Annotated in this window: 16 protein-coding genes; 8 read left to right on the forward strand and 8 right to left on the reverse strand. The window is 63.4% G+C overall.

What is annotated here, in order from left to right; genetic code table 11:
* The first annotated feature begins 145 nt into the window (after positions 1-145).
* Entirely contained in the window at positions 146-634 is a 489-nt protein-coding gene (locus IVB26_RS01230) for an MmcB family DNA repair protein (protein ID WP_247973384.1), read from the forward strand.
* Positions 635-917: 283 nt separating this feature from the next.
* On the opposite strand, the gene IVB26_RS01235 is transcribed toward IVB26_RS01230, so the two are convergent.
* Both IVB26_RS01235 and IVB26_RS01240 read right to left on the reverse strand, forming a co-directional pair.
* Complete coding sequence (locus IVB26_RS01235; RefSeq protein ID WP_008141807.1) at positions 918-1,472, reverse strand: ActR/PrrA/RegA family redox response regulator transcription factor; 555 nt, start codon at positions 1,470-1,472, stop codon at positions 918-920.
* Positions 1,473-1,666: 194 nt separating this feature from the next.
* A complete protein-coding gene (locus IVB26_RS01240; protein ID WP_247973385.1) occupies positions 1,667-2,989 on the reverse strand; it encodes an ActS/PrrB/RegB family redox-sensitive histidine kinase in 1,323 nt (440 codons plus the stop codon).
* A 107-nt stretch (positions 2,990-3,096) separates the two neighbouring features.
* Between IVB26_RS01240 and IVB26_RS01245 the strand changes: the two genes are divergently transcribed.
* The 4 genes from IVB26_RS01245 to IVB26_RS01260 all read left to right on the forward strand — a co-directional run bounded on the left by IVB26_RS01245 (position 3,097) and on the right by IVB26_RS01260 (position 7,338).
* On the forward strand, positions 3,097-3,900 hold the full coding sequence (locus IVB26_RS01245) for an ABC transporter ATP-binding protein (RefSeq protein WP_247970253.1): 804 nt from the start codon (positions 3,097-3,099) through the stop codon (positions 3,898-3,900).
* Between the two features lie 112 nt (positions 3,901-4,012).
* Positions 4,013-4,831 (forward strand): ABC transporter permease, encoded by an 819-nt coding sequence (locus tag IVB26_RS01250; RefSeq protein WP_247970254.1) that lies wholly within the window; start codon positions 4,013-4,015, stop codon positions 4,829-4,831.
* A 121-nt stretch (positions 4,832-4,952) separates the two neighbouring features.
* Complete coding sequence (locus IVB26_RS01255) at positions 4,953-6,281, forward strand: polyhydroxyalkanoate depolymerase (RefSeq protein ID WP_247970255.1); 1,329 nt, start codon at positions 4,953-4,955, stop codon at positions 6,279-6,281.
* 217 nt (positions 6,282-6,498) lie between these two features.
* Complete coding sequence (locus tag IVB26_RS01260; protein ID WP_247970256.1) at positions 6,499-7,338, forward strand: M48 family metallopeptidase; 840 nt, start codon at positions 6,499-6,501, stop codon at positions 7,336-7,338.
* A 333-nt stretch (positions 7,339-7,671) separates the two neighbouring features.
* Here the strand turns inward: IVB26_RS01260 and IVB26_RS01265 are convergent, their stop codons facing one another.
* Entirely contained in the window at positions 7,672-9,882 is a 2,211-nt protein-coding gene (locus IVB26_RS01265) for a transglycosylase domain-containing protein (RefSeq protein ID WP_247970257.1), read from the reverse strand.
* Between the two features lie 170 nt (positions 9,883-10,052).
* On the opposite strand from IVB26_RS01265, the gene IVB26_RS01270 reads away from it, so the two are divergent.
* Complete coding sequence (locus tag IVB26_RS01270; RefSeq protein WP_247970258.1) at positions 10,053-10,478, forward strand: DUF1330 domain-containing protein; 426 nt, start codon at positions 10,053-10,055, stop codon at positions 10,476-10,478.
* 225 nt (positions 10,479-10,703) lie between these two features.
* Here IVB26_RS01270 and IVB26_RS01275 read toward each other — a convergent pair whose 3' ends face one another.
* The 3 genes from IVB26_RS01275 to IVB26_RS01285 all read right to left on the reverse strand — a co-directional run bounded on the left by IVB26_RS01275 (position 10,704) and on the right by IVB26_RS01285 (position 13,916).
* The gene (locus IVB26_RS01275) at positions 10,704-11,930 is read right to left on the reverse strand and encodes an ABC transporter substrate-binding protein (RefSeq protein ID WP_247970259.1); all 1,227 of its coding nucleotides are present in this window, start codon (positions 11,928-11,930) and stop codon (positions 10,704-10,706) included.
* 257 nt (positions 11,931-12,187) lie between these two features.
* Positions 12,188-13,414, reverse strand: a complete 1,227-nt coding sequence (locus IVB26_RS01280) for an ABC transporter substrate-binding protein (protein WP_247970260.1) — start codon at positions 13,412-13,414, stop codon at positions 12,188-12,190.
* A 133-nt stretch (positions 13,415-13,547) separates the two neighbouring features.
* The gene (locus IVB26_RS01285) at positions 13,548-13,916 is read right to left on the reverse strand and encodes a DUF1304 domain-containing protein (RefSeq protein ID WP_247973386.1); all 369 of its coding nucleotides are present in this window, start codon (positions 13,914-13,916) and stop codon (positions 13,548-13,550) included.
* Between the two features lie 99 nt (positions 13,917-14,015).
* Here IVB26_RS01285 and IVB26_RS01290 point away from each other — a divergent pair, with 99 nt between their 5' ends.
* Positions 14,016-14,546 carry a methylated-DNA--[protein]-cysteine S-methyltransferase gene (locus IVB26_RS01290; protein ID WP_247970261.1) on the forward strand — a complete coding sequence of 177 codons (531 nt, stop codon included), beginning with the start codon at positions 14,016-14,018 and terminating at the stop codon, positions 14,544-14,546.
* A 111-nt stretch (positions 14,547-14,657) separates the two neighbouring features.
* On the opposite strand, the gene IVB26_RS01295 is transcribed toward IVB26_RS01290, so the two are convergent.
* The gene (locus IVB26_RS01295; protein WP_247970262.1) at positions 14,658-15,026 is read right to left on the reverse strand and encodes a nuclear transport factor 2 family protein; all 369 of its coding nucleotides are present in this window, start codon (positions 15,024-15,026) and stop codon (positions 14,658-14,660) included.
* A 185-nt stretch (positions 15,027-15,211) separates the two neighbouring features.
* Here IVB26_RS01295 and IVB26_RS01300 point away from each other — a divergent pair, with 185 nt between their 5' ends.
* Positions 15,212-16,099 (forward strand): LysR family transcriptional regulator, encoded by an 888-nt coding sequence (locus IVB26_RS01300; protein WP_247970263.1) that lies wholly within the window; start codon positions 15,212-15,214, stop codon positions 16,097-16,099.
* 91 nt (positions 16,100-16,190) lie between these two features.
* On the opposite strand, the gene IVB26_RS01305 is transcribed toward IVB26_RS01300, so the two are convergent.
* Positions 16,191-18,983, reverse strand: a complete 2,793-nt coding sequence (locus tag IVB26_RS01305; RefSeq protein WP_247970264.1) for a [protein-PII] uridylyltransferase — start codon at positions 18,981-18,983, stop codon at positions 16,191-16,193.
* Positions 18,984-19,032 lie beyond the last annotated feature (49 nt).

The raw sequence follows: 19,032 nt of genomic DNA on the forward strand, positions 1-19,032 counted from the left end.
GAGTAGTTTGGCGAAGATTCGGAGTGACCTGCTCACCCCACAACAGCGCCTGTGGGTATGGATTCCGGGCTCGCGCTTCGCGCGCCCCGGAATGACGGGTGGAGAGACAGTGTCCGCCTCAAACGGAATCGGCTATCCTCACCCCATGGACAGCACCGCCCGCATCACCCTCGTGCCGCCGCCCGATCGCCGTCAATCCGAAACGGCGCTTGCCATCGCGCGCGGCTCGGCGCGCCTCTTACGTTCGCTCGGCTTCTCCTGCATCAGCGAATTGCCGCTGCCCTCGGGCCGGCGCGCCGATCTCGTGGCGCTGAACGAGCGCGGCGAGATCTGGATCGTCGAGATCAAGTCGTCGGTGGAGGACCTGCGCGCCGACCAGAAATGGCACGAATACCGCGCTCATTGCGACCGGCTGTTCTTCGCCTTCACGCAGGACCTGCCGTGCGAGATCTTTCCTGAAGACACCGGCCTGATCGTCGCCGATGCCTATGGCGCGCACATGCAGTGTGAGGCGCCCGAGCACAAGCTCGCGGCCGCCACGCGCAAGCAGATGACGGTGCGGTTCGCGATGGCGGCGGCCTTGCGCATCAACCGCCTGGTCGACCCACAGGGACACGCGGAGTTTTGGGAGTAGCGGCGCCGCAAACGTTGGTGCCGTAGGGTGGGCAAACCGCAGCGTGCCCACCACCTCTATCCAAAGCAGACAGATCGTGGGCACGGCGCTTTGCGCCTTTGCCCACCCTACGAGGCCTGTTTCCGACGAGACCTATGTCCCGTCATTCTGAGGTGCGCGCTCTTGCGCGCCTCGAAGGATGCACGGCCCCTATGCAGCCGGGGCCGTCGCCCTTCGAGGCTCGCCTTGCTTCGCAACACGAGCACCTCAGGGTGACGGTGAGAGATTGATTGCGGGGAACGAATTACCGCGGCGCGCGCTTTGCGAGGATGCGCTGCAGCGTGCGCCGATGCATGTTCAGCCGCCGCGCTGTTTCCGAGACGTTGCGGTTGCACATCTCGTAGATGCGCTGGATGTGCTCCCAGCGCACGCGGTCGGCCGACATCGGGTTGGTCGGCAGCTCGGATTTCTCCGCGCTCGTCGACAGCAGCGCCGCGACGACGTCGTCGGCATCCGCGGGCTTGGAGAGATAATCGATCGCGCCCATCTTCACCGCGGTGACGGCGGTGGCAATGTTGCCATAGCCGGTCAGCACGATCGCGCGCGCATCGGGGCGCTTCTTCTTCAGCGCGGAGACCACGTCGAGGCCGTTACCGTCGCCGAGCCGCAGATCCACCACGGCGAATGCCGGCGCCGCCTTGCCGATCTGCGCAAGACCGTCCGAGACGGTATCGCATGACGTCACCGCAAAACCGCGCGTTTCCATGGCGCGCGACAACCGCTCCAGGAACGGCTTGTCATCCTCCACAATGAGCAGCGAGCGGTCGGTCTGTTCGTTCAGTTCGGCGATGGCGTTCAAGGTTTTTTCCTCTCTCCAACGCGTCTACATATGGCCTCGCAATCGGGCGGTGCCAAGGCCGCCGATAGTCGATCGCCCGTGTTGTGCGACGCAAGGTCGCGGCCTCAAGCGCGATGACTCGTCATCGCGCCTGCGATTCTTGTTTTCAGCATGATCCTGACGGAAAACCGCTGAACGCTTTTCCGGGTCATGCCCTATCCTATTGCTTCTTCGAGGGTCTCGATAGCCTCAAATCGCTGCCTGGGCCACGTGATCTGGACCACGGCGCCGTGTTCCGGGAAGGTCCGGTTGGTAAACGAGACCTTGGCGCCGGTGCGTTCCAGCAGGGTGCGCGCGATGAACACGCCCAATCCGAGGCCGCGCTGTTCACCGCTGCCATCATCCTGGCTGCGCCGCCGCGACAGATAGGGCTCGCCGATCCGGTTCAGGATATCGGGCGGAATGCCGGGGCCGTCGTCGGAGATCACGAGTTCGATATCATCCTTGTTCCACCACGCGTTCACCTCGACGGTGGTGCGAGCGAAGTCCACCGCGTTCTCGACGATGTTGCCGACACCGTAGAGGATCGCCGGATTGCGCGAGCCGACCGGCTCGGCCACGGCGGCGACCGCGATCCGCACCTTGATGTCGACGCCGAAATCGCGGTGCGGGGCCACCACCTCCTCGATCAGCTCCGACACCTTCATGCGGTCGAACGGCGCGCCGGTCGAGGAGAGCTGGGTGATCTTGCTCAGGATGTCGCGGCAGCGCTGGGTCTGCTCGCGCAGGGTCTTCAGATCGGCGGCAAAACTTGCGTCCTTGACCGTCTTTTCCAGCTCGCGTGAGATCAGGAAGATCGTGGCGAGCGGCGTGCCGAGCTCGTGCGCGGCCGCAGCTGCGAGCCCGTCGAGCTGAGTCAGATGCTGCTCGCGCGTCAGCACCAGCTCGGTCGCGGCCAGCGCGTCCGCGAGCTTGCGCGCCTCCTCGGTGACCTGGAAGGAGTAGAGGCTGGTGACGCCGATCGCGAGCGCGATCGACAGCCAGACGCCGACCAGATAGATCGGCGGCAGCACCAAGGGATCGTCGGAATCCCAGGGCAGCGGAAAATGGAAGAAGAACAGGATCGAGGCGCAGGCAACAGCCAGAAGACCGAGGCCGAAGGTGAAACGGGCCGGCAGCGCCGTGGCCGAGATCAGCACCGGCGCGAGGAACAGGAACGAGAACGGGTTCTGCAAGCCCCCGGTGAAGAACAACAGGCCAGCCAGTTCGACGATGTTCAGCGCGAGCAGTCCGGCCGCCTGGATCGGCTCCAACCGGTGCATCGGATTGGCCGCGGTCTGGAGTCCCAGATTGAGCGCCGCCGACAGGGCGATGATGCTGACGCAGGGGACGATCTCGACATTGAACTCCAGTCCCTGCGCTACGATGAAGATCGCGGCGAGCTGGCCCAGCACCGCGAGCCAGCGCAGCCGCAGGATCGTGTCCAGGCGGATATGCCGCTGCGCGTGGCGGAAGTTGGAGGCGGCAAGTTCGGTCATATCGGCCAATGTGGCGGTACCTTCTAAGCTCACAAAACGCTGGGCTCGCGGAACCACCGGATTACAAGCCTTGCGCTCCCTGCCGCAATAGCAGAAGAACGGTCAGCATGACCGAGAATGACAAGGCTTCAAGTCGGCCGACTGTCGCGGAGCGCAGCCCGTCCGCGGCGATCACGGTCGATCATCTCGTCAAGGTCTACAAGCAGACCCGCGCCGTTGACGATATCTCCTTTTCGCTGCCGCGCGGCAGCATCACCGGGCTTCTGGGCGGCAACGGCGCCGGCAAGACCACGACCATCGCGATGATCATGGGCCTGGTGCTGCCGACCTCCGGCCGCGTGCAGGTGCTCGGCCATCGGATGCCCGAGGAGAGCGCGGCCGTGCTGGGGCGGATGAACTTCGAGAGCCCCTATGTCGACATGCCGATGCGGTTGACGGTGCGGCAAAACCTCACCGTGTTCGGCAAGCTCTATGCGGTGAAGCACCTTGCCGGCCGCATCGCGGAGCTCGCCGACGATCTCGATCTCGACGAGTTCATCGACCGTGCCAACGGCAAGCTGTCCGCCGGGCAGAAGACCCGCGTCGCGCTTGCGAAAGCGCTGATCAACCGGCCCGAGCTGCTGCTCCTGGACGAGCCGACCGCCTCGCTCGATCCTGACACCGCCGACTGGGTGCGAGCGCATCTGGAGCGCTATCGCAAGGAGAACAACGCCACCATCCTGTTGGCTTCGCACAACATGCTCGAGGTCGAGCGGCTCTGCGACCGCGTCATCATCATGAAGCGCGGCCGCATCGAGGACGACGACACGCCCGAAGCCATCATGGCGCGCTACAACCGCACCACGCTTGAGGAGGTGTTTCTGGACGTCGCGCGCGGCCGGGTGAACGGCGCGAAGGAGGCGGCAAGATGAGGGGGAGCTGTCTTCGTAGCCCGGGTGGAGCGAAGCGTAATCCGGGACCCCTGCCGCTTGTGGCGCGATTCCCGGATTGCGCTGCGCTCCATCCGGGCTACGGGAGAGAGCCATGACCGAGCTCTCCCTCCACGGCGGCATCTCCGTCCATCGCATCGGCGCGATGATCCTACGCTATTGGTATCTGTTGATGTCGTCCTGGCCGCGGCTGCTCGAGCTCTTGTACTGGCCGGCGCTGCAGGTCATCACCTGGGGCTTCCTCCAGCTCTACATCGCCGAGAACGCCAATTTCTTCGCGCGCGCCGGCGGCACGCTGATCGGCGCCGTCATCCTCTGGGACATCCTGTTCCGCGGACAGCTCGGCTTCTCCATCTCGTTCCTGGAGGAGATGTGGGCGCGCAACATCGGCAACCTCATGATGAGCCCGCTGAAGCCCATCGAGTTTCTGCTGTCGCTGATGGTCATGAGCTTGATCCGGCTCGCGATCGGGATCGTCCCGATGACGCTGCTGGCGCTGTTCCTGTTTCACTTCAATGTCTATGCGCTCGGCCTGCCGCTGATCGCGTTCTTCTGCAATCTGATCTTCACCAGCTGGTCGGTCGGCATCTTCGTGTCAGGGCTTGTGCTGCGAAACGGCCTCGGCGCCGAGAGCATCGTCTGGACCTTGATGTTCGCGATCCTGCCGCTCGCCTGCGTCTACTATCCCGTCAATGTGTTGCCACTCTGGCTGCAACATGTCGCCTGGGCGCTGCCGCCGACTTACGTGTTCGAGGGCATGCGGGCGCTCTTGATCGAGCAAACCGTTAGGACCGATCTGATGTTAAGCGCGTTGGCCATCAATGCAGTGCTGCTGGTGGTATCATTTGGGGCATTCCTTGCCCTTTTGCGCAGCGCCAGGAAGCATGGCTCGCTGCTTTCGAGCGGTGAATAACCTCACTTTCCCGTGGATTCAGGGTCGTTTAGCCGTTCAGGGCGCGTAGATGTACGTAAGCATACATTGACGCAATATTACGCATTCGGCAGTATGCTGCGATGCGAAGAGGGATATGATTATGCCGATTGGTGAGTTTGGCGGCGCGCCGCCCCTGGCTGCAGAAGGCAGTCCGGTCCTGACGACGCCGATGTACTGGATGTACGAGATGGCACAGGCCTCTCTCAATCCAGCACGCGCCGTCACCGATGCAACCAAGCTCCTGTTTCAGAATCCGCTCAATCCATGGGCGCGCACCGAGGTCGGCAAGTCGGTCGCGGCGGCCTGCGAGTTGTTCGAGCGCACCACGCGCCGCTACGGCAAGCCGGAATGGGGTCTCAACGATACCGAGGTCAACGGCCTCCGCGTCCCGATCGAGATCCGCTCGGTCTGGGAAAAGCCGTTCTGCCGGCTGCTCTACTTCGATCGCAAGTTCGCTCGTCCCCTGCGCAGCCCGCAGCCGCGCGTGCTGATCGTCGCGCCGATGTCCGGCCATTATGCGACGCTGCTCCGCGGCACGGTCGAGGCGTTCCTGCCCGCGCATGAGGTCTACATCACCGACTGGGCCGACGCCCGCATGGTGCCGCTCAGCGACGGCCGCTTCGATCTCGACGATTACATCGACTACGTCATCGAGATGCTGCACGTCCTCGGCGGCAACACCCATGTCATGGCGGTGTGCCAGCCCTCGGTGCCCGTCGTCGCCGCCGTCTCGGTCATGGAAGCGCGGCGCGATCCCTTCGTGCCGACCTCGATGACGTTGATGGGCGGACCGATCGACACCCGCCGCAATCCGACCGCGGTGAACAATCTGGCCCAGGAGCGCGGCATCGACTGGTTCCGCAACCACGTCATCACCAAGGTGCCGTTCCCGCATCCGGGCATGATGCGCGACGTCTATCCGGGTTTCCTGCAGCTCAACGGGTTCATCAGCATGAACCTCGACCGGCACATGGACGCCCACAAGCAGCTCTTCGCCAATCTGGTGAAGGGCGACGGCGACCTCGTCGACAAGCATCGCGACTTCTACGACGAATATCTCGCGGTGATGGACCTCTCCGCCGAGTATTATTTGCAGACCGTCGACACCGTGTTCGTGAAGCATTCGCTGCCGAAGGGCGAGATGACCCATCGCGGAACCCGCGTCGATCCCTCCAAGGTCACGCGCGTGGCGTTGATGACGGTCGAAGGCGAGAACGACGACATCTCCGGTCTCGGCCAGACCGAAGCAACGCACACATTGTGCAGCGCGATTCCCGATCATCGCCGCGTTCATTACGTCCAGAAGGGCGTCGGACATTACGGCGTGTTCAACGGTTCGCGCTTCAAGTCCGAGATCGTGCCGCGGATTCACGACTTCATGGTCTCGGCTGCGAATCCGAGCTCATTGCAGGCGCTCGCGGCCGAATAATCCCGGATTTCGGCTTTCCCGTCGAAAATTCAGCCCCTGTCGGAGCCTTCGGCAGGGGCAAGCTCCCTCCAGATTCGCGGTATTTAGGTAGTTTTATAGGAGTGAGTCTGTCCTCACCCCTTGGGGGTGTCGCATGCATCCAGCGAGGGCGAAAAAAGCCGGTTCCAACCCCAGTCTGTAGGGTCTCCCGGACGCCAGACCGCTGTATATTGGGCAAATGATTTGTTTTTGCGCCGAGCGCTTTCCCTGGCGGCGGTTATGGCAGAATCCGGGCGCCCTCCTGCCCCCCGGACTGACAGACATGGCCACTCGCGCACTCCTCTATCGGCGGCCCCACGAACCGAAGACCCTCGTCATCACCCACGGATCGCAATTTTTTGCGATCCGATTGCGCCGGCACAGACGCGCGCGCCGCTACACGCTCAGAATTCATCCGAGCGATCGCGAAGCCATCCTCACGATGCCGCCGCGCGGCACGCTCGCCGAAGCAAAAGACTTCGCGCAGCGTCACGGTGCGTGGATTGCAGCGCGTCTCGGTCGCTTGCCGAAGGCCGCGCCGTTCCAGCCGGGCACAGTGATACCGCTCCGCGGCACGCCGCATCGCATCGTTCATCGCGCCGGAACGCGCGGTACGGTGTGGACCGAGGTGCGCGATAGCGGCGAACGCATTCTGTGCGTCGCCGGCGGGCTCGAACATGTCGATCGCCGCGTCGGTGACTTCCTTAAGCGCGAGGCGCGCTGCGACCTGCAGCGTTCGGCGGAAGCCTACGCCGCCGAGCTCGGCGTCAGGGTCAGGCGCCTCTCGATCCGCGATCAGTCCAGCCGCTGGGGTTCTTGCACCTCGGCCGGCTCGCTGTCGTTTTCCTGGCGCCTGATCCTCGCGCCGCCCTACGTGCTCGACTACCTCGCCGCGCACGAAGTCGCCCATCTCGTCGAGATGAACCACTCGGCGCGGTTCTGGCGCGTCTGCGGCAAGGTGTGTCCGTCGATGGAGCGCGCCAAGAAGTGGCTCGACACGTATGGCAATGATCTGCACCGGTACGGGGCCGAGGATTAGGCCCTCGCTGCCAACGTCTTGAAGGTGTCATCGCCTGCCTTGTGCGCTCTTGGGCACTGGAGCGGGCGATCCAGTATTCCAAAGGCCGTAGTGATTGAATCGATGGGCTGCGGCGTACTGGATTCCCCGCCTGCCGCCTGCGCTAAAGCTTCGGCGCGCCCAAGACTGAAACCTCGGCGAAGCCTTGGCGTAGCCGGGTCGCGGGGAATGACAGCGCAGCGCGCTCCAAGCGTTTGTGCCACCCCGGCAAGCCGTTGATTTCGCTATGCTCGGCTACTGTGCATGGGTTGTTTTCGCAGTTTTTGTTTTGGCCACGGGGACCTCAGCTCGCACCTAGCGATTCCCGCCAAACAGCCGGTCCATCAGCCAGCCATCCAGCCCCGCCGCTGCTTCCGGCCGCACATTGGCGCGCGTCGGCGGCGGGCGATAGGAGTTGGACGGTGCCGGTCCTGGTGCCGGAGCCGCAGTCGGTGGTGACACCTGCGATGCCGCTTGCGCGAGGTTCGACAGGCCCCAGCCACCTGGTGCGCTCGGCAAGGCTGTCACCGGCACGCCCTCGTGCGCGGTCTTCATGAAGCGCGTCCAGACTTCCACCGGCAGGCCGCCGCCGGTGGCCTTCTTGGTCGGCGAGTTGTCGTCATTGCCGAGCCAGACGCCGGTGACGAGGTTGGCGGTGTAGCCGATGAACCAGGCGTCGCGATAATCCTGGCTGGTGCCGGTCTTGCCGGCCGCCGGCCAGCCCGGGATCTCCGCCTTCTTGGCGGTGCCCGATATCAGCGTTTCCCGCATCATCGTGTTCATCATGCCGACATAGCGGGGGTCGATGACCTGATTGCGTTCCTCAGGCTGGCGCATGTAGAGCAGCTTGCCGCTGAGCGTCCTGATCCGCGTCACGACATGCGGCGCCACCCCGAAGCCGCCATTGGCGAAGGGCGCATAGGCGCCGACCAATTCGACCACGGAGACCTCGGAGGTGCCGAGCGCGATCGAGGCGTTCGGCTCGAGCTTCGAGGAGATGCCGAGCCGGTGCGCGGTACGCACAACGTTCTTCGGCCCGACCTCGAGGCCGAGGCGGATGGCGACGGTGTTGAGCGACATCGCCAGCGCCTGCGTCAGCGTCACCGCGCCGAAATATTCGTGGGTGTAGTTCTCGGGTCTCCAGCCCTTGACCTCGATCGGCGCGTCCTGGCGCATCGTGTCAGGCGTCAGGCCCTGCTCGAGCGCCGTCAGATACACGAACGGCTTGAACGAGGAGCCCGGCTGGCGCTTGGCCGTGACCGCGCGGTTGTACTGGCTCTCGGAATAGTTCCGCCCGCCCACCATGGCGCGCACGGCGCCATCAGGCGTCATCGCCACCAGCGCGCCCTGGCTGACGTTGAACTTGACGCTCTTGGCTGCGAGCTCGTCGATGATGGCGGCTTCGGCCACGCTCTGCAGCTTCGGATCGATCGTGGTCTCGACCTTGATGCTCTCGTCGATCTGGCCGACCAGATCGTCCAGCACCTCGCCGATCCAGTCCGCGACGTAGTTGACCGTGCCGGCACCGGCCGGCTTCACATTGTAGGAGGGTTGGCCGATCGAGGCCTTCGCCTGCGCTTCGGTGATGAACTTCGCATCTGCCATCGCCGTGAGCACGATTTGCGCGCGCGCTTCCGCGCCTTCAGGATTGCGGTTCGGTGCGAGCCGCGAGGGCGACTTGACGAGGCCGGCGAGCATTGCCGCTTCGGCGATCGTGACGTTCTTGGCCGACTTGCCGAAATATTTCTGCGCCGCCGCCTCGACGCCATAGGCGCCCGAGCCGAAATAGACGCGGTTCAGGTAAAGCTCCAAAATCTCGTTCTTGGAATGCTTGCGCTCCAGCCAAATCGCGAGCTCCGCCTCCTGCAGCTTGCGCTGCATGGTGCGCTCCTGGGTCAGGAACAGGTTTTTGGCGAGCTGCTGCGTCAGTGTCGAGCCGCCCTGCGAGACGCCGCGATGGAGCACGTTGGTGACGAGGGCACGCAGGATGCCGACGGGATCGATGCCGAAATGCGAATAGAAGCGGCGGTCCTCGATGGCGATGAACGCCTTCGGCAGGTAAGGCGGCAAGTCCTGCAGCGCGACATTGGCGCCGGCCATCTCGCCGCGCTGCGCTAGCATGCTGCCGTCGATGCCGACAATCTGGATCGTCGGCGGGCGTTTGGGAATCTCCAGGGACTGGATCGGTGGCAGATGGGCGCCGACATAGATCACGACGCCGATCACGGCGATCACGCCCCACAGGCTCAGCACCGCGCCCCAATAGACCAGACGGCCGAGGCCGAAGCTACCGCGCGACTTCGACCGGCGCTTGGCGCCGCTGCGGCTGGCCGACACCTTGCGCTCGCGCGGCGGCTCGTCGCCGGCATCCTCGCTCTTGCGCTTGGCGGATGATTTCGTCGATTTCTTCGGCTTGTCGTCGCCGCCGGGAATGCGATCCGCCGCGGTGAGGCGCAGATCGGCGAGCGCCGCGGGCAAGCCGAACAGCGGCTCCTTCCGCCCACCCTTTTTCTTTCCCAACCCCATACGCAAAACGCCCGGTCAGCCCGCCCCGCCGCACGCTAGCGGTCGCAGTTTAAGGCCCGGTTACCCCCGACGTTAACGCGTGATTAGGAGATGGGGCATTCGCCCGCCGCAGTTCCGCTGATGAGGCGACGGCGCTAGGATTGCCGTCACAAAACAACAGGGAAACACGCATGGGCCATATCGATCCGACCAAGGAGATCTTCGCACAATTCCGGGACAACGACCGCCCCGGCCCGATCCACATGCTCAACCTGGTGCGCCTGCGCAAAGAAGCGGCCTATCCGGACGGACGCAAGGCGAGCGGCGCGGAAGCCTACGCAGCCTATGGCCGCGACAGCGGGCCGGTGTTCGAACGCCTTGGCGGCCGCATCGTCTGGCAGGGCAGGTTCGAGCTGATGTTGATCGGTCCGCAGGACGAACGCTGGGACCATTGCTTCATCGCCGAATATCCAAGCGTCTCAGCCTTCGTCGAGATGATCCGCGATCCCGTCTATCGCGAAGCGGTGAAGCATCGGCAGGCGGCGGTGGACGATTCACGGCTGATCCGGCACGCGGTGCTGCCGGTGGGCAAGAATTTCGGGGAGATACCGGCGTAGGGCGCGTTGCTCTCTCCCCGTCATCCGGACGTGCGAGCGTCGCGCCGGGAGCCTCGAAGGATGCGCGGCCTCGATGCTTCCGCGCTGCGACCAGCCGGGCCGTCGCCCTTCGAGGGCCGCCGAAGAGGCGGCCACCTCAGGGTGACGGTGAGGGATTTGAGTCGCGAACACAAAATCGGCGGCCCGAAGGCCGCCGATCGCATTTCAGAACCAGGCAACCACCCACTAACCTGCCGGGCCCGCGTCTTCCAGGATCGGGCCGAACAGCTCCCAGCGCTCGCCGTTGAACTTCATCATCTGAAGCTGCTTGTTGACGCGGTAGTCGGTCGGTGAGGTGTTGGCCTTGATGCCGGGCAGCGCGGTATCGCTGACGACGTCCTTCAGCGACGCCGCCTGCTTCATGACGTTCTCGCGCGTCAGATCGTCACCGCACTGCTTCAGCACATGGACCAGCAGCTGCGCAGTGCTGTAGCCGTAAGTGTTGAAGTTCGAGTCCTTGTCGCCATCCGGATAGTACTTGGCCATGAAGTCGAAATACCTCTTCAGGCCGGGATCGTCCTTCCAGGTCGGATCGAGCGGTTCCTTGCCGTAATTGACGCTGATCAGGCCCTTGGCGGCGTCGAGGCCGGCCGGCTTCAGCACCGCGCCGACCGAGGTGGCGTTGATGTCGACGATCTGCACCGGATGCCAGCCCATCTCGGCGATCTTCTTGATCGCCTGCGCGGCCTGCTTCGGCGTGGTGGCGCTGAAGAACAGATCGGCGCCGGCGTCCTTGATCTTGAGGACCTGCGAATCGACGGTCGGATCGGACACTTCGTAGGACGCTTCGGTCACGATCATCTTGGCGGCCTTGTCGCCGAGGCCGGCCTTGATGCCGTTCAGATAGTCCTTGCCGAGGTCGTCGTTCTGGTAGAGCACGCCGATCTTGGCGTTCGGATGCTCCTTCAGGATGTACTGTCCGTAGATGCGGCCCTCGACGAAGTAGTTCGGATTGAAGCCCATCGTCCACGGATAGTTCTTCGGATCGGTGAAGCGCGAGGCGCCCGTTGCTGCGAACAGCTGCGGCACCTTCTTGGAATTGAGATATTTCTGCACGGCCGCGTTCACGGGCGTGCCGATGATCTGGAAGGTCAGCAGCACCTCGTCGCTCTCGACCAGCTTGCGGATCTGCTCCACGGCCTTCGGCGGCGAATAGGCGTCGTCATACTGGATCAGGTTGATCTTGCGGCCGTTGATGCCGCCCTGGTCGTTGATCATCTTGAAATAGGCGGCCTGGGTTTTGCCGATCGACGAATAGGCCGACGCCGGTCCCGAGAACGGCATGGTCTGGCCGACCTTGATCTCGGTGTCGCTGGCGCCCGGATCATATTTCTTCTGGGCATTGGCCGCCGAGACCGTCAGCGCCAAAGCGAGTGCCGTACCGGCGACCAGATGCAACAATCCGTTCCTCATTCGCAATTTCCTCGGTTTGTTATCTCGATGATCTTTCCGTTGCCGTGGCGGCAAACGGGCGTCATCGCTGGGCCGGAGTGTGGCGGACGCTCTGCTGCAACGCAAGGCGGGTGAAACCCGCAGTTCGTAGGGTGGGTGGCCGAAGGCGTAACTCACCACGTCTGTCGCCGCAGAGGCCGAAGAGGTGGGTTAAGCCTAGCGGTTTGCGCTTCGCGCAATCCGCGGGGCTAACCCACCCTACGAGATCCGCCCTTGAACTAACCCGCTGGGCCGTTGTCCTCGATGATCGGTCCGAACAGCTCCCAGCGTTCACCGTTGAACCGCATCATCTGCATCTGCTTGTTGACGCGATAGTCGTTCGGCCCGGTGTTGATCTTGATGCCGGGCAGCGCAAAGCTCGGGGTGAAGTCCTTGATGTTGGCGACCTGCTTCATCACGTTCTCACGCGACAAGTCGTCGCCGCACTGCTTCAGCACCTGCGTCAGCAGCTCGGCGACAGAGTAAGCATAGGTGTTGACCGTGTTGAGCTTGTCGCCTTCGGGGAAATACTTGTCCATGAAGGCGAAGAACGCTTTCACGCCCGGATCGTCCTTCCACTGCGGATCGCTCGGCTCCTTGCCGTATTGGGTCGAGATGATGCCCTTGGAGATGTCGAGACCGGCCGGCTTCAGCGTCGCCGAGATCGGGCTCGCATTGATGTCGAGGATGTGCACCGGGTTCCAGTTGAGCTCGGCCACCTTCTTGATGGCTTGGGCCGCGAACTTCGGCGTCGAGGCATCGTAGAAGAGATCGGCGCCCAGCGACTTCAGCTTGACCACCTGCGAGTCCACGGTCGGATCGGTGACCTCGTAGGACACCTCGCCGACGATCATGCTGGCTGCCTTGTCGCCGAGGCCGCTCTTGAGGCCCGCCAGATAGTCGCGGCCCATGTCGTCGTTCTGGTAGAGCACGCCGATCTTGGCGTTCGGATGCTCCTTGAGAATGTACTTGGCGTAGATCCGCCCCTCGGACACGTAGTTGGGATTGTAGGCGATGGTCCAGGGATAGTTCTGCGGATCGTTGAAGCGCGCGGCGCCGGTGGACGCCAGCAACTGCGGGATCTTCTTGCCGTTGAGATATTTCTGCACGGCGGCGTTGGCGGCGGTGCCGATGATCTGGAAGGTGAACAGCACCTCGTCGCCTTCGACGAGCTTGCGCACCTGCTCCACCGTCTTCGGCGGCGAATAGGCGTCGTCATATTGGATCAGATTGATCTTGCGGCCGTTGATGCCGCCCTGGTCGTTGATCATCTTGAAGTAGGCGGCCTGGGTCTTGCCGATATTGGCATAGACGGAGTAGGCGCCGGAGAACGGCACGGTCTGGCCGATCTTGATCTCGGTGTCGCTCGCTCCGGTGTCGTATTTCTTCTGGGCGAGGGCGTGGCTGGCGGAGAACGCGAAGGCGAGCGCCGCCGTGGCAGCTATGAAGGCTCTGCGATTGCTCATATGGGTTGTTCCTCCTGACGGAATTTTCGGCCGACGGTCTTTTTCCGTTGATTGCAACGGTCGCCATCGCTGCCGAAGATTGTGGAGGAAGGTTCGCCACCGCGCAAGGATCGCAGCGCTGCGCCGTAGCGTCTCAGGTCGAGGGCCAGGCGAGGAACAAGGCAGCCACCGCGACCGCCGCCGGCAGCGCCTGGACCATCAGGATGCGGCTGCTGACGGTCGCGGCGCCATAGGCGCCGGCCACGATCACGCAAAGCAGGAAGAACACCTTGATCTGGAAGGCGAAGGCCGGGTTGCCGTGGACGAGACCCCAGATCAGGCCGGCGGCGAGGAAGCCGTTATAGAGCCCTTGATTGGCAGCCAGCACTTTCGTGATCTCGGCCTTCTCTGGCGTGTTGCGAAACACCTTCAGGCCCTGCGGCTTGTCCCAGAGGAACATCTCCAGGATCAGGAAGAAGACGTGTAGCGCGGCGACCAGCGCCACCAGGACATTGGCGATCAGGATCAAGTCAGCTCCCCCCAAAGCGTCAGCTTTCGGGTGGACGTTAGCATGGCCGGCATGGCAAGTGCGATGGGCGTGTTTCGATGCAATGGTGCCGCAATGGCCAGCCGCTCAACCAAACTCTCTATTCGCTTCGGCCTCGATCGCCTGACGACGCCGATCGGAATCGCCTTGCTCGTCACCGATGCCGAGGGTGCGCTACGCGCGCTCGACTGGGCAGACTACGAGCACCGCATGCGCGAGCTCCTGCGCCTGCACTACGGCGTGGTCGATCTGAGCGATCAGCCTGCGCCCGCGACCATGCGGACGGCGCTGTCGGGCTATTTCGAAGGCGATCTCGGTCAGCTCTCGAGCATCGGATGGCGCATCGCCGGCACGCCGTTCCAGCAAAAGGTCTGGACTGCGCTCGCGCAAATCCCTGCGGGCACCACCATGAGCTATGGCGCGCTCGCCGCCAGGATCGACACGCCAAAAGCCATTCGCGCCGTCGGCCACGCCAACGGCTCCAACCCGATCAGCGTGGTGCTGCCATGCCATCGGCTCATCGGCGCCGATGGTTCGCTGGTGAAATACGGCGGCGGCCTCGAGCGCAAGCGCTGGCTGCTGCGGCACGAGGGGGTGGAGCTCTAAGAGCCGGTTTGAGGATGGGGGAGCGACAAGGAACCGGGCTTCACGGTCGTGCCCCCGGCGATGGGTCGTCGAGCGACCCTTCGCAGCTCTCCTCCGCTGTAACCGAATCCATCAGATTTGCGACGTCATCACTTTCTGCACGATCTTCCAGGTCCCGTTCACCTTCAGGCATGACAAAAGGTCCGTGAAGCGACGCGGCGGAATGTGCAATTTCACTTTCAAGAGCGCGAGCTCTCCTTCAATGTCGATTGACAGGATCTGATCATCCCGCTCGAAGCGCTGTTGCTTCGGAGCTTTCATGTTGCGAACCGCTGCTAGCCAGGTTGCAATCGGCGTCACGCCGATATCGCCGTCCTCGGCGACCTTCGTCACCGAACTCAAGGGATGAAGTATGGATGCAAATTTCTCAGCATCCATTTCATAGGCGGCATCGGAATAGGTTTGCGCGAGGGAGCGCAAGGCGGAAGTGTCCGTGTCCATTGTCATCCTCAAATTACACCGAACTCATTCATGCAGCTATGCCGAGCGCCAACCTTGCCGCCGCGTTCATAAGGTACTGCAGATGTCTTCTTGCCCACGCAGGACTACGGCAAACTGGCTTATGAGGCTAGACGTCTTGCATGGCATGAGCTCATGAGCGATATTCATGAATGATGACAAACGAAATGAACGAGCTCGCTGCGTTTGCACTCGTAGCCAATGAGCGAAGCTTTACACGCGCTGCGGTAAAGCTGGGTGTATCCCAGTCTGCCTTGAGCCACACCATCCGGAGGCTTGAGCAGCGGCTCGAGCTGAAGCTGCTCGCTCGAACAACCAAGAGCGTTGCGCCAACCGCTGCGGGGGCAGCTCTTTTGGAAGACGTGTCGCCGGCACTTGAGCAAATTCGTGATGCCATCGACAGAGCCCAAAGCGTTCGGCGCCGTCCCGAAGGTCGCCTTCGAATTGTCATGTCACGATCCGCTGCCGTGATGGTATTGTTACCGCGCCTCAGAGCCTTCGCCGAGGCCTACCCTGACATCGTTCTGGACGTTGTCACCGTCACGGGACCTGTGGACCTTGTTGCAGGCGAGTTCGATGCCGGTATTCAGCTTGGCGAGTACATTCAAAAGGACATGATCGCGGTTCGTGTCACGCCCGAACTGCGATTGGCGGTCGTAGGGTCGCCACGCTATTTCGCTTCACGACGCATCCCCGAAAAGCCAAAGGACCTCAGCGATCATCGGTGCATCACCCTGCGTCTTGCGGGTGGTCCTTATCGGTGGGAGTTTGAGCAGGGACGAAAGTCGGTCACCATCAACGTGAATGGCCCGCTCATCATTGACGATACTCACCTGGTGATCCAGGCGGCGCTTGCTGGAGTCGGTATCGGAATTGCCTATGAGGAGCAGGTCGCCGGATATGTTGCGCAACGCCGCCTTGTCAGGGTGCTGGAGGACTGGACGCCGCCGATTCCCGGCTTCTTCATGTATTATCCCAGTCGTCAGCATCAACCAGCCGCGCTGTCTGCACTAGTGAACGCACTACGACTCTCCGAACAGAAGTCGGCGCGTTGATTGGTAAGGGGGTGAAGGCGTGGCGTGCCGACATCTCCTCTTGCCATTCCGGAGCGCCGCACCGCGGCGAGCCCGGAATGAGGAAAGAAATTCACGCCGCCGGTGCGGCAACCGCCTTGTCGCCCGCCATCACATGGGTCAGCGCGCTCTTGATCGCAGCCTGCCGGGTCGGCGCGCTGATCTGTGCGCCCAGAAGGTCGGTGACGTAGAAAACGTCACGCGCGCGCTCGCCGAAGGTCGCAACATGGGCTGACGCAATGTTGAGGTTGAGCTTCGAGATTGCGGTGGTCAGCTCGTAGAGTAGGCCGGGGCGATCGAGGCCGGAGACCTCGATCACCGTGTAGCGGTCGGACCATTGGTTGTTGATGGTCACTTCCGGCTCGATCACGAAGGGCCGCGCCTTGCTGCGCAGGGTGCGCCGCGCCACCACTTCGGGCAGGCGCAGCTTGCCTTCGAGTACGTCCTCGATCATCTCGCCGATGCGCGTGGCGCGGCGACCCTCGTCCTCGTCGCGGTCGTACTCCCGGGAGATCGAGATCGTGTCGAGCGCACGGCCGTCGGTCGTGGTGTAGATCTGGGCGTCGACGATGTTGGCGCCGGCCGAGGCGCACGCGCCGGCGATGATCGACAGCAGCCAGGGATGGTCGGCGGCGAAGATCGTCAGCTCGGTGACACCGCGCACCTCGTCGAAGCCGACATTGATCGCGAGCTTGTGGCCGGCCTGCTCGCTGGAGCGGACGAAGCGGGCGTGACGGATCTTGCGCGGCAGCTCGACCTTGAGCCAATAGGCCGGATAGTGCCGGCCGATATAGGCATCGAGCTCGTCCTCCGGCCATTCGGCGAAGGCCATGCGGAATTCGGCATAGGCCGCGGCGAGGCGTTTGCCGCGATCGACCTCCGAGAAGCCGCCGGTCAGCACCGGCTCGGTCTCGTAGTAGAGCGAGCGTAGCAGCTGCGCCTTCCAGCCGTTCCACACGCCGGGACCGACGCCGCGGATGTCGGCGGTGGTCAGGATGGTCAGCAGCTTCATCTGCTCGACCGACTGCACCACGGCGGCGAAATTCTCGATGGTCTTGCGATCCGAGAGGTCGCGCGACTGCGCGACCGTGGACATCGTCAGGTGCTCCTCGATCAGCCAGGCGATGAGTTCGGTGTCGGCCGGGCTGAAGCCGAGCCGCGGGCACAGCCGCCGCGCCACCTTGGCGCCGGCGATCGAGTGATCTTCCGGCCGGCCCTTGGCGACGTCGTGCAGCAGCGTCGCGATATAGATCACCGCGCGGTGCTCGGGCCGGGACTTGCGCATGAGGTCGCTGGCGAGCGCGAATTCCTCGACGCCGCCGCGCTCGATGTCCTGCAGGAAGCCGATGCAGCGGATCAGATGCTCGTCGACCGTGTAGTGATGATACATGTTGAACTGCATCATCGAGACGATCTTGCCGAAGGCGCGGATGAACTGGCCGAGCACGCCGGTCTCGTTCATCCGCCGCAGCACGATCTCGGCGTTGTCCGAGGTCAGGATCTCCATGAACAGCCGGTTGGCCTCGGGATTTTCGCGAAGCTGCGCGTTGATCAGGCCAAGCGACCGCGTCACGTCGCGCATCGCATCCGGGTGGAAGGCGAGGTTGTTCTTCTGCGCCAGGCGGAAGATACGGATCAGATTGACGGGATCGTGCTTGAACACGTCGGGCGCTGCAACGTTGATGCGGTTGTTGTCGACGATGAAGTCGTCGCTGTCGGGGACGCGCCGCTTCACCGCGGTCGGCCGCAGCCGCGCCATCATCCGGCTCAGCACCGGCGCGGGCTTGGCCTGCTGGTCCTCGAGCTTGGCGCAGAGGATGGCGGTGAGGTTGCCGACTTCCTTGGCGACCAGGAAGTAGTGCTTCATGAAGCGCTCGACGTCCTGCATGCCGGGATGCGAGGTGTAGCCGAGCCGGACCGCGATCTCGCGCTGGAGGTCGAAGGAGAGGCGCTCTTCGGCGCGGCCGGAGTAAAAGTGCAGATTGCAGCGCACCGACCAGAGGAAATCGGCGCAGCGGCGGAAGCTGCGATATTCCTGCGCGTCGAACACGCCGCGCTCGACCAGCTCGCTGGTGTCGCGCACGCGGTAGACATATTTGGCGATCCAGAACAGCGTGTGCAGGTCGCGCAAGGCCCCCTTGCCGTCCTTGACGTTGGGCTCGACCAGGTAGCGCGACTGGCCGCCACGGCGATGCCGCTCCTCGCGCTCGGCGAGCTTTGCGGTGACGAATTCCGATGCGGTGCCCTGGACCACCTCCTTGTCGAAGCGCGCAACCAGCTCGTCATAGAGCGGCTTGTCGCCGGTGAGGAAGCGCGTCTCCAGGATTGCGGTGCGGATGGTCATGTCGCCGCGCGCCTGCCGAATCGATTCATCGACCGAGCGCGTGGCGTGACCGACCTTCAGCCCCATGTCCCAGAGGCAATAGAGGATGGCTTCGGCGACCTGCTCGCCCCAGGCGGTCTGCTTGTAGGGCAGGATGAACAGGAGATCGATGTCGGATTCGGGCGCCATCAGACCGCGGCCATAGCCGCCGGTCGCGACCACCGCCATGCGCTCGGCGCCGCTCGGGATCGGCGAGCGGTAAAGATGACGGGTCGCCGCCGAATAAAGAATGCGGATGATCTCGTCCTGGACGTGACACAGCCGCTCGGCGCAGTGACGGCCGTGGCGGTCCTTCAAAAGGATTTCCTGTGCCGCGGCGCGTGCCGCGATCAGCTCGGCCTTGAGCAATTGCGCCATGGCGGTGCGGAACGCATCTTCGCGTCCCTGATGCTTTTCGGCAAGCGCATCGACCGCGGCGGTGATCCGCGCCGTGTCGAAACGATCGTCCATCTCGGCCTTGTGCTCAGTCGCGACGCTGTCCATGGCTCACCGGATATAAGAGGTGACAGGCGCTGTCACCCGCCATTCTCTG

The sequence above is a fragment of the Bradyrhizobium sp. 195 genome, from assembly GCF_023101665.1.
Taxonomy (GTDB): Bacteria; Pseudomonadota; Alphaproteobacteria; order Rhizobiales; family Xanthobacteraceae; genus Bradyrhizobium.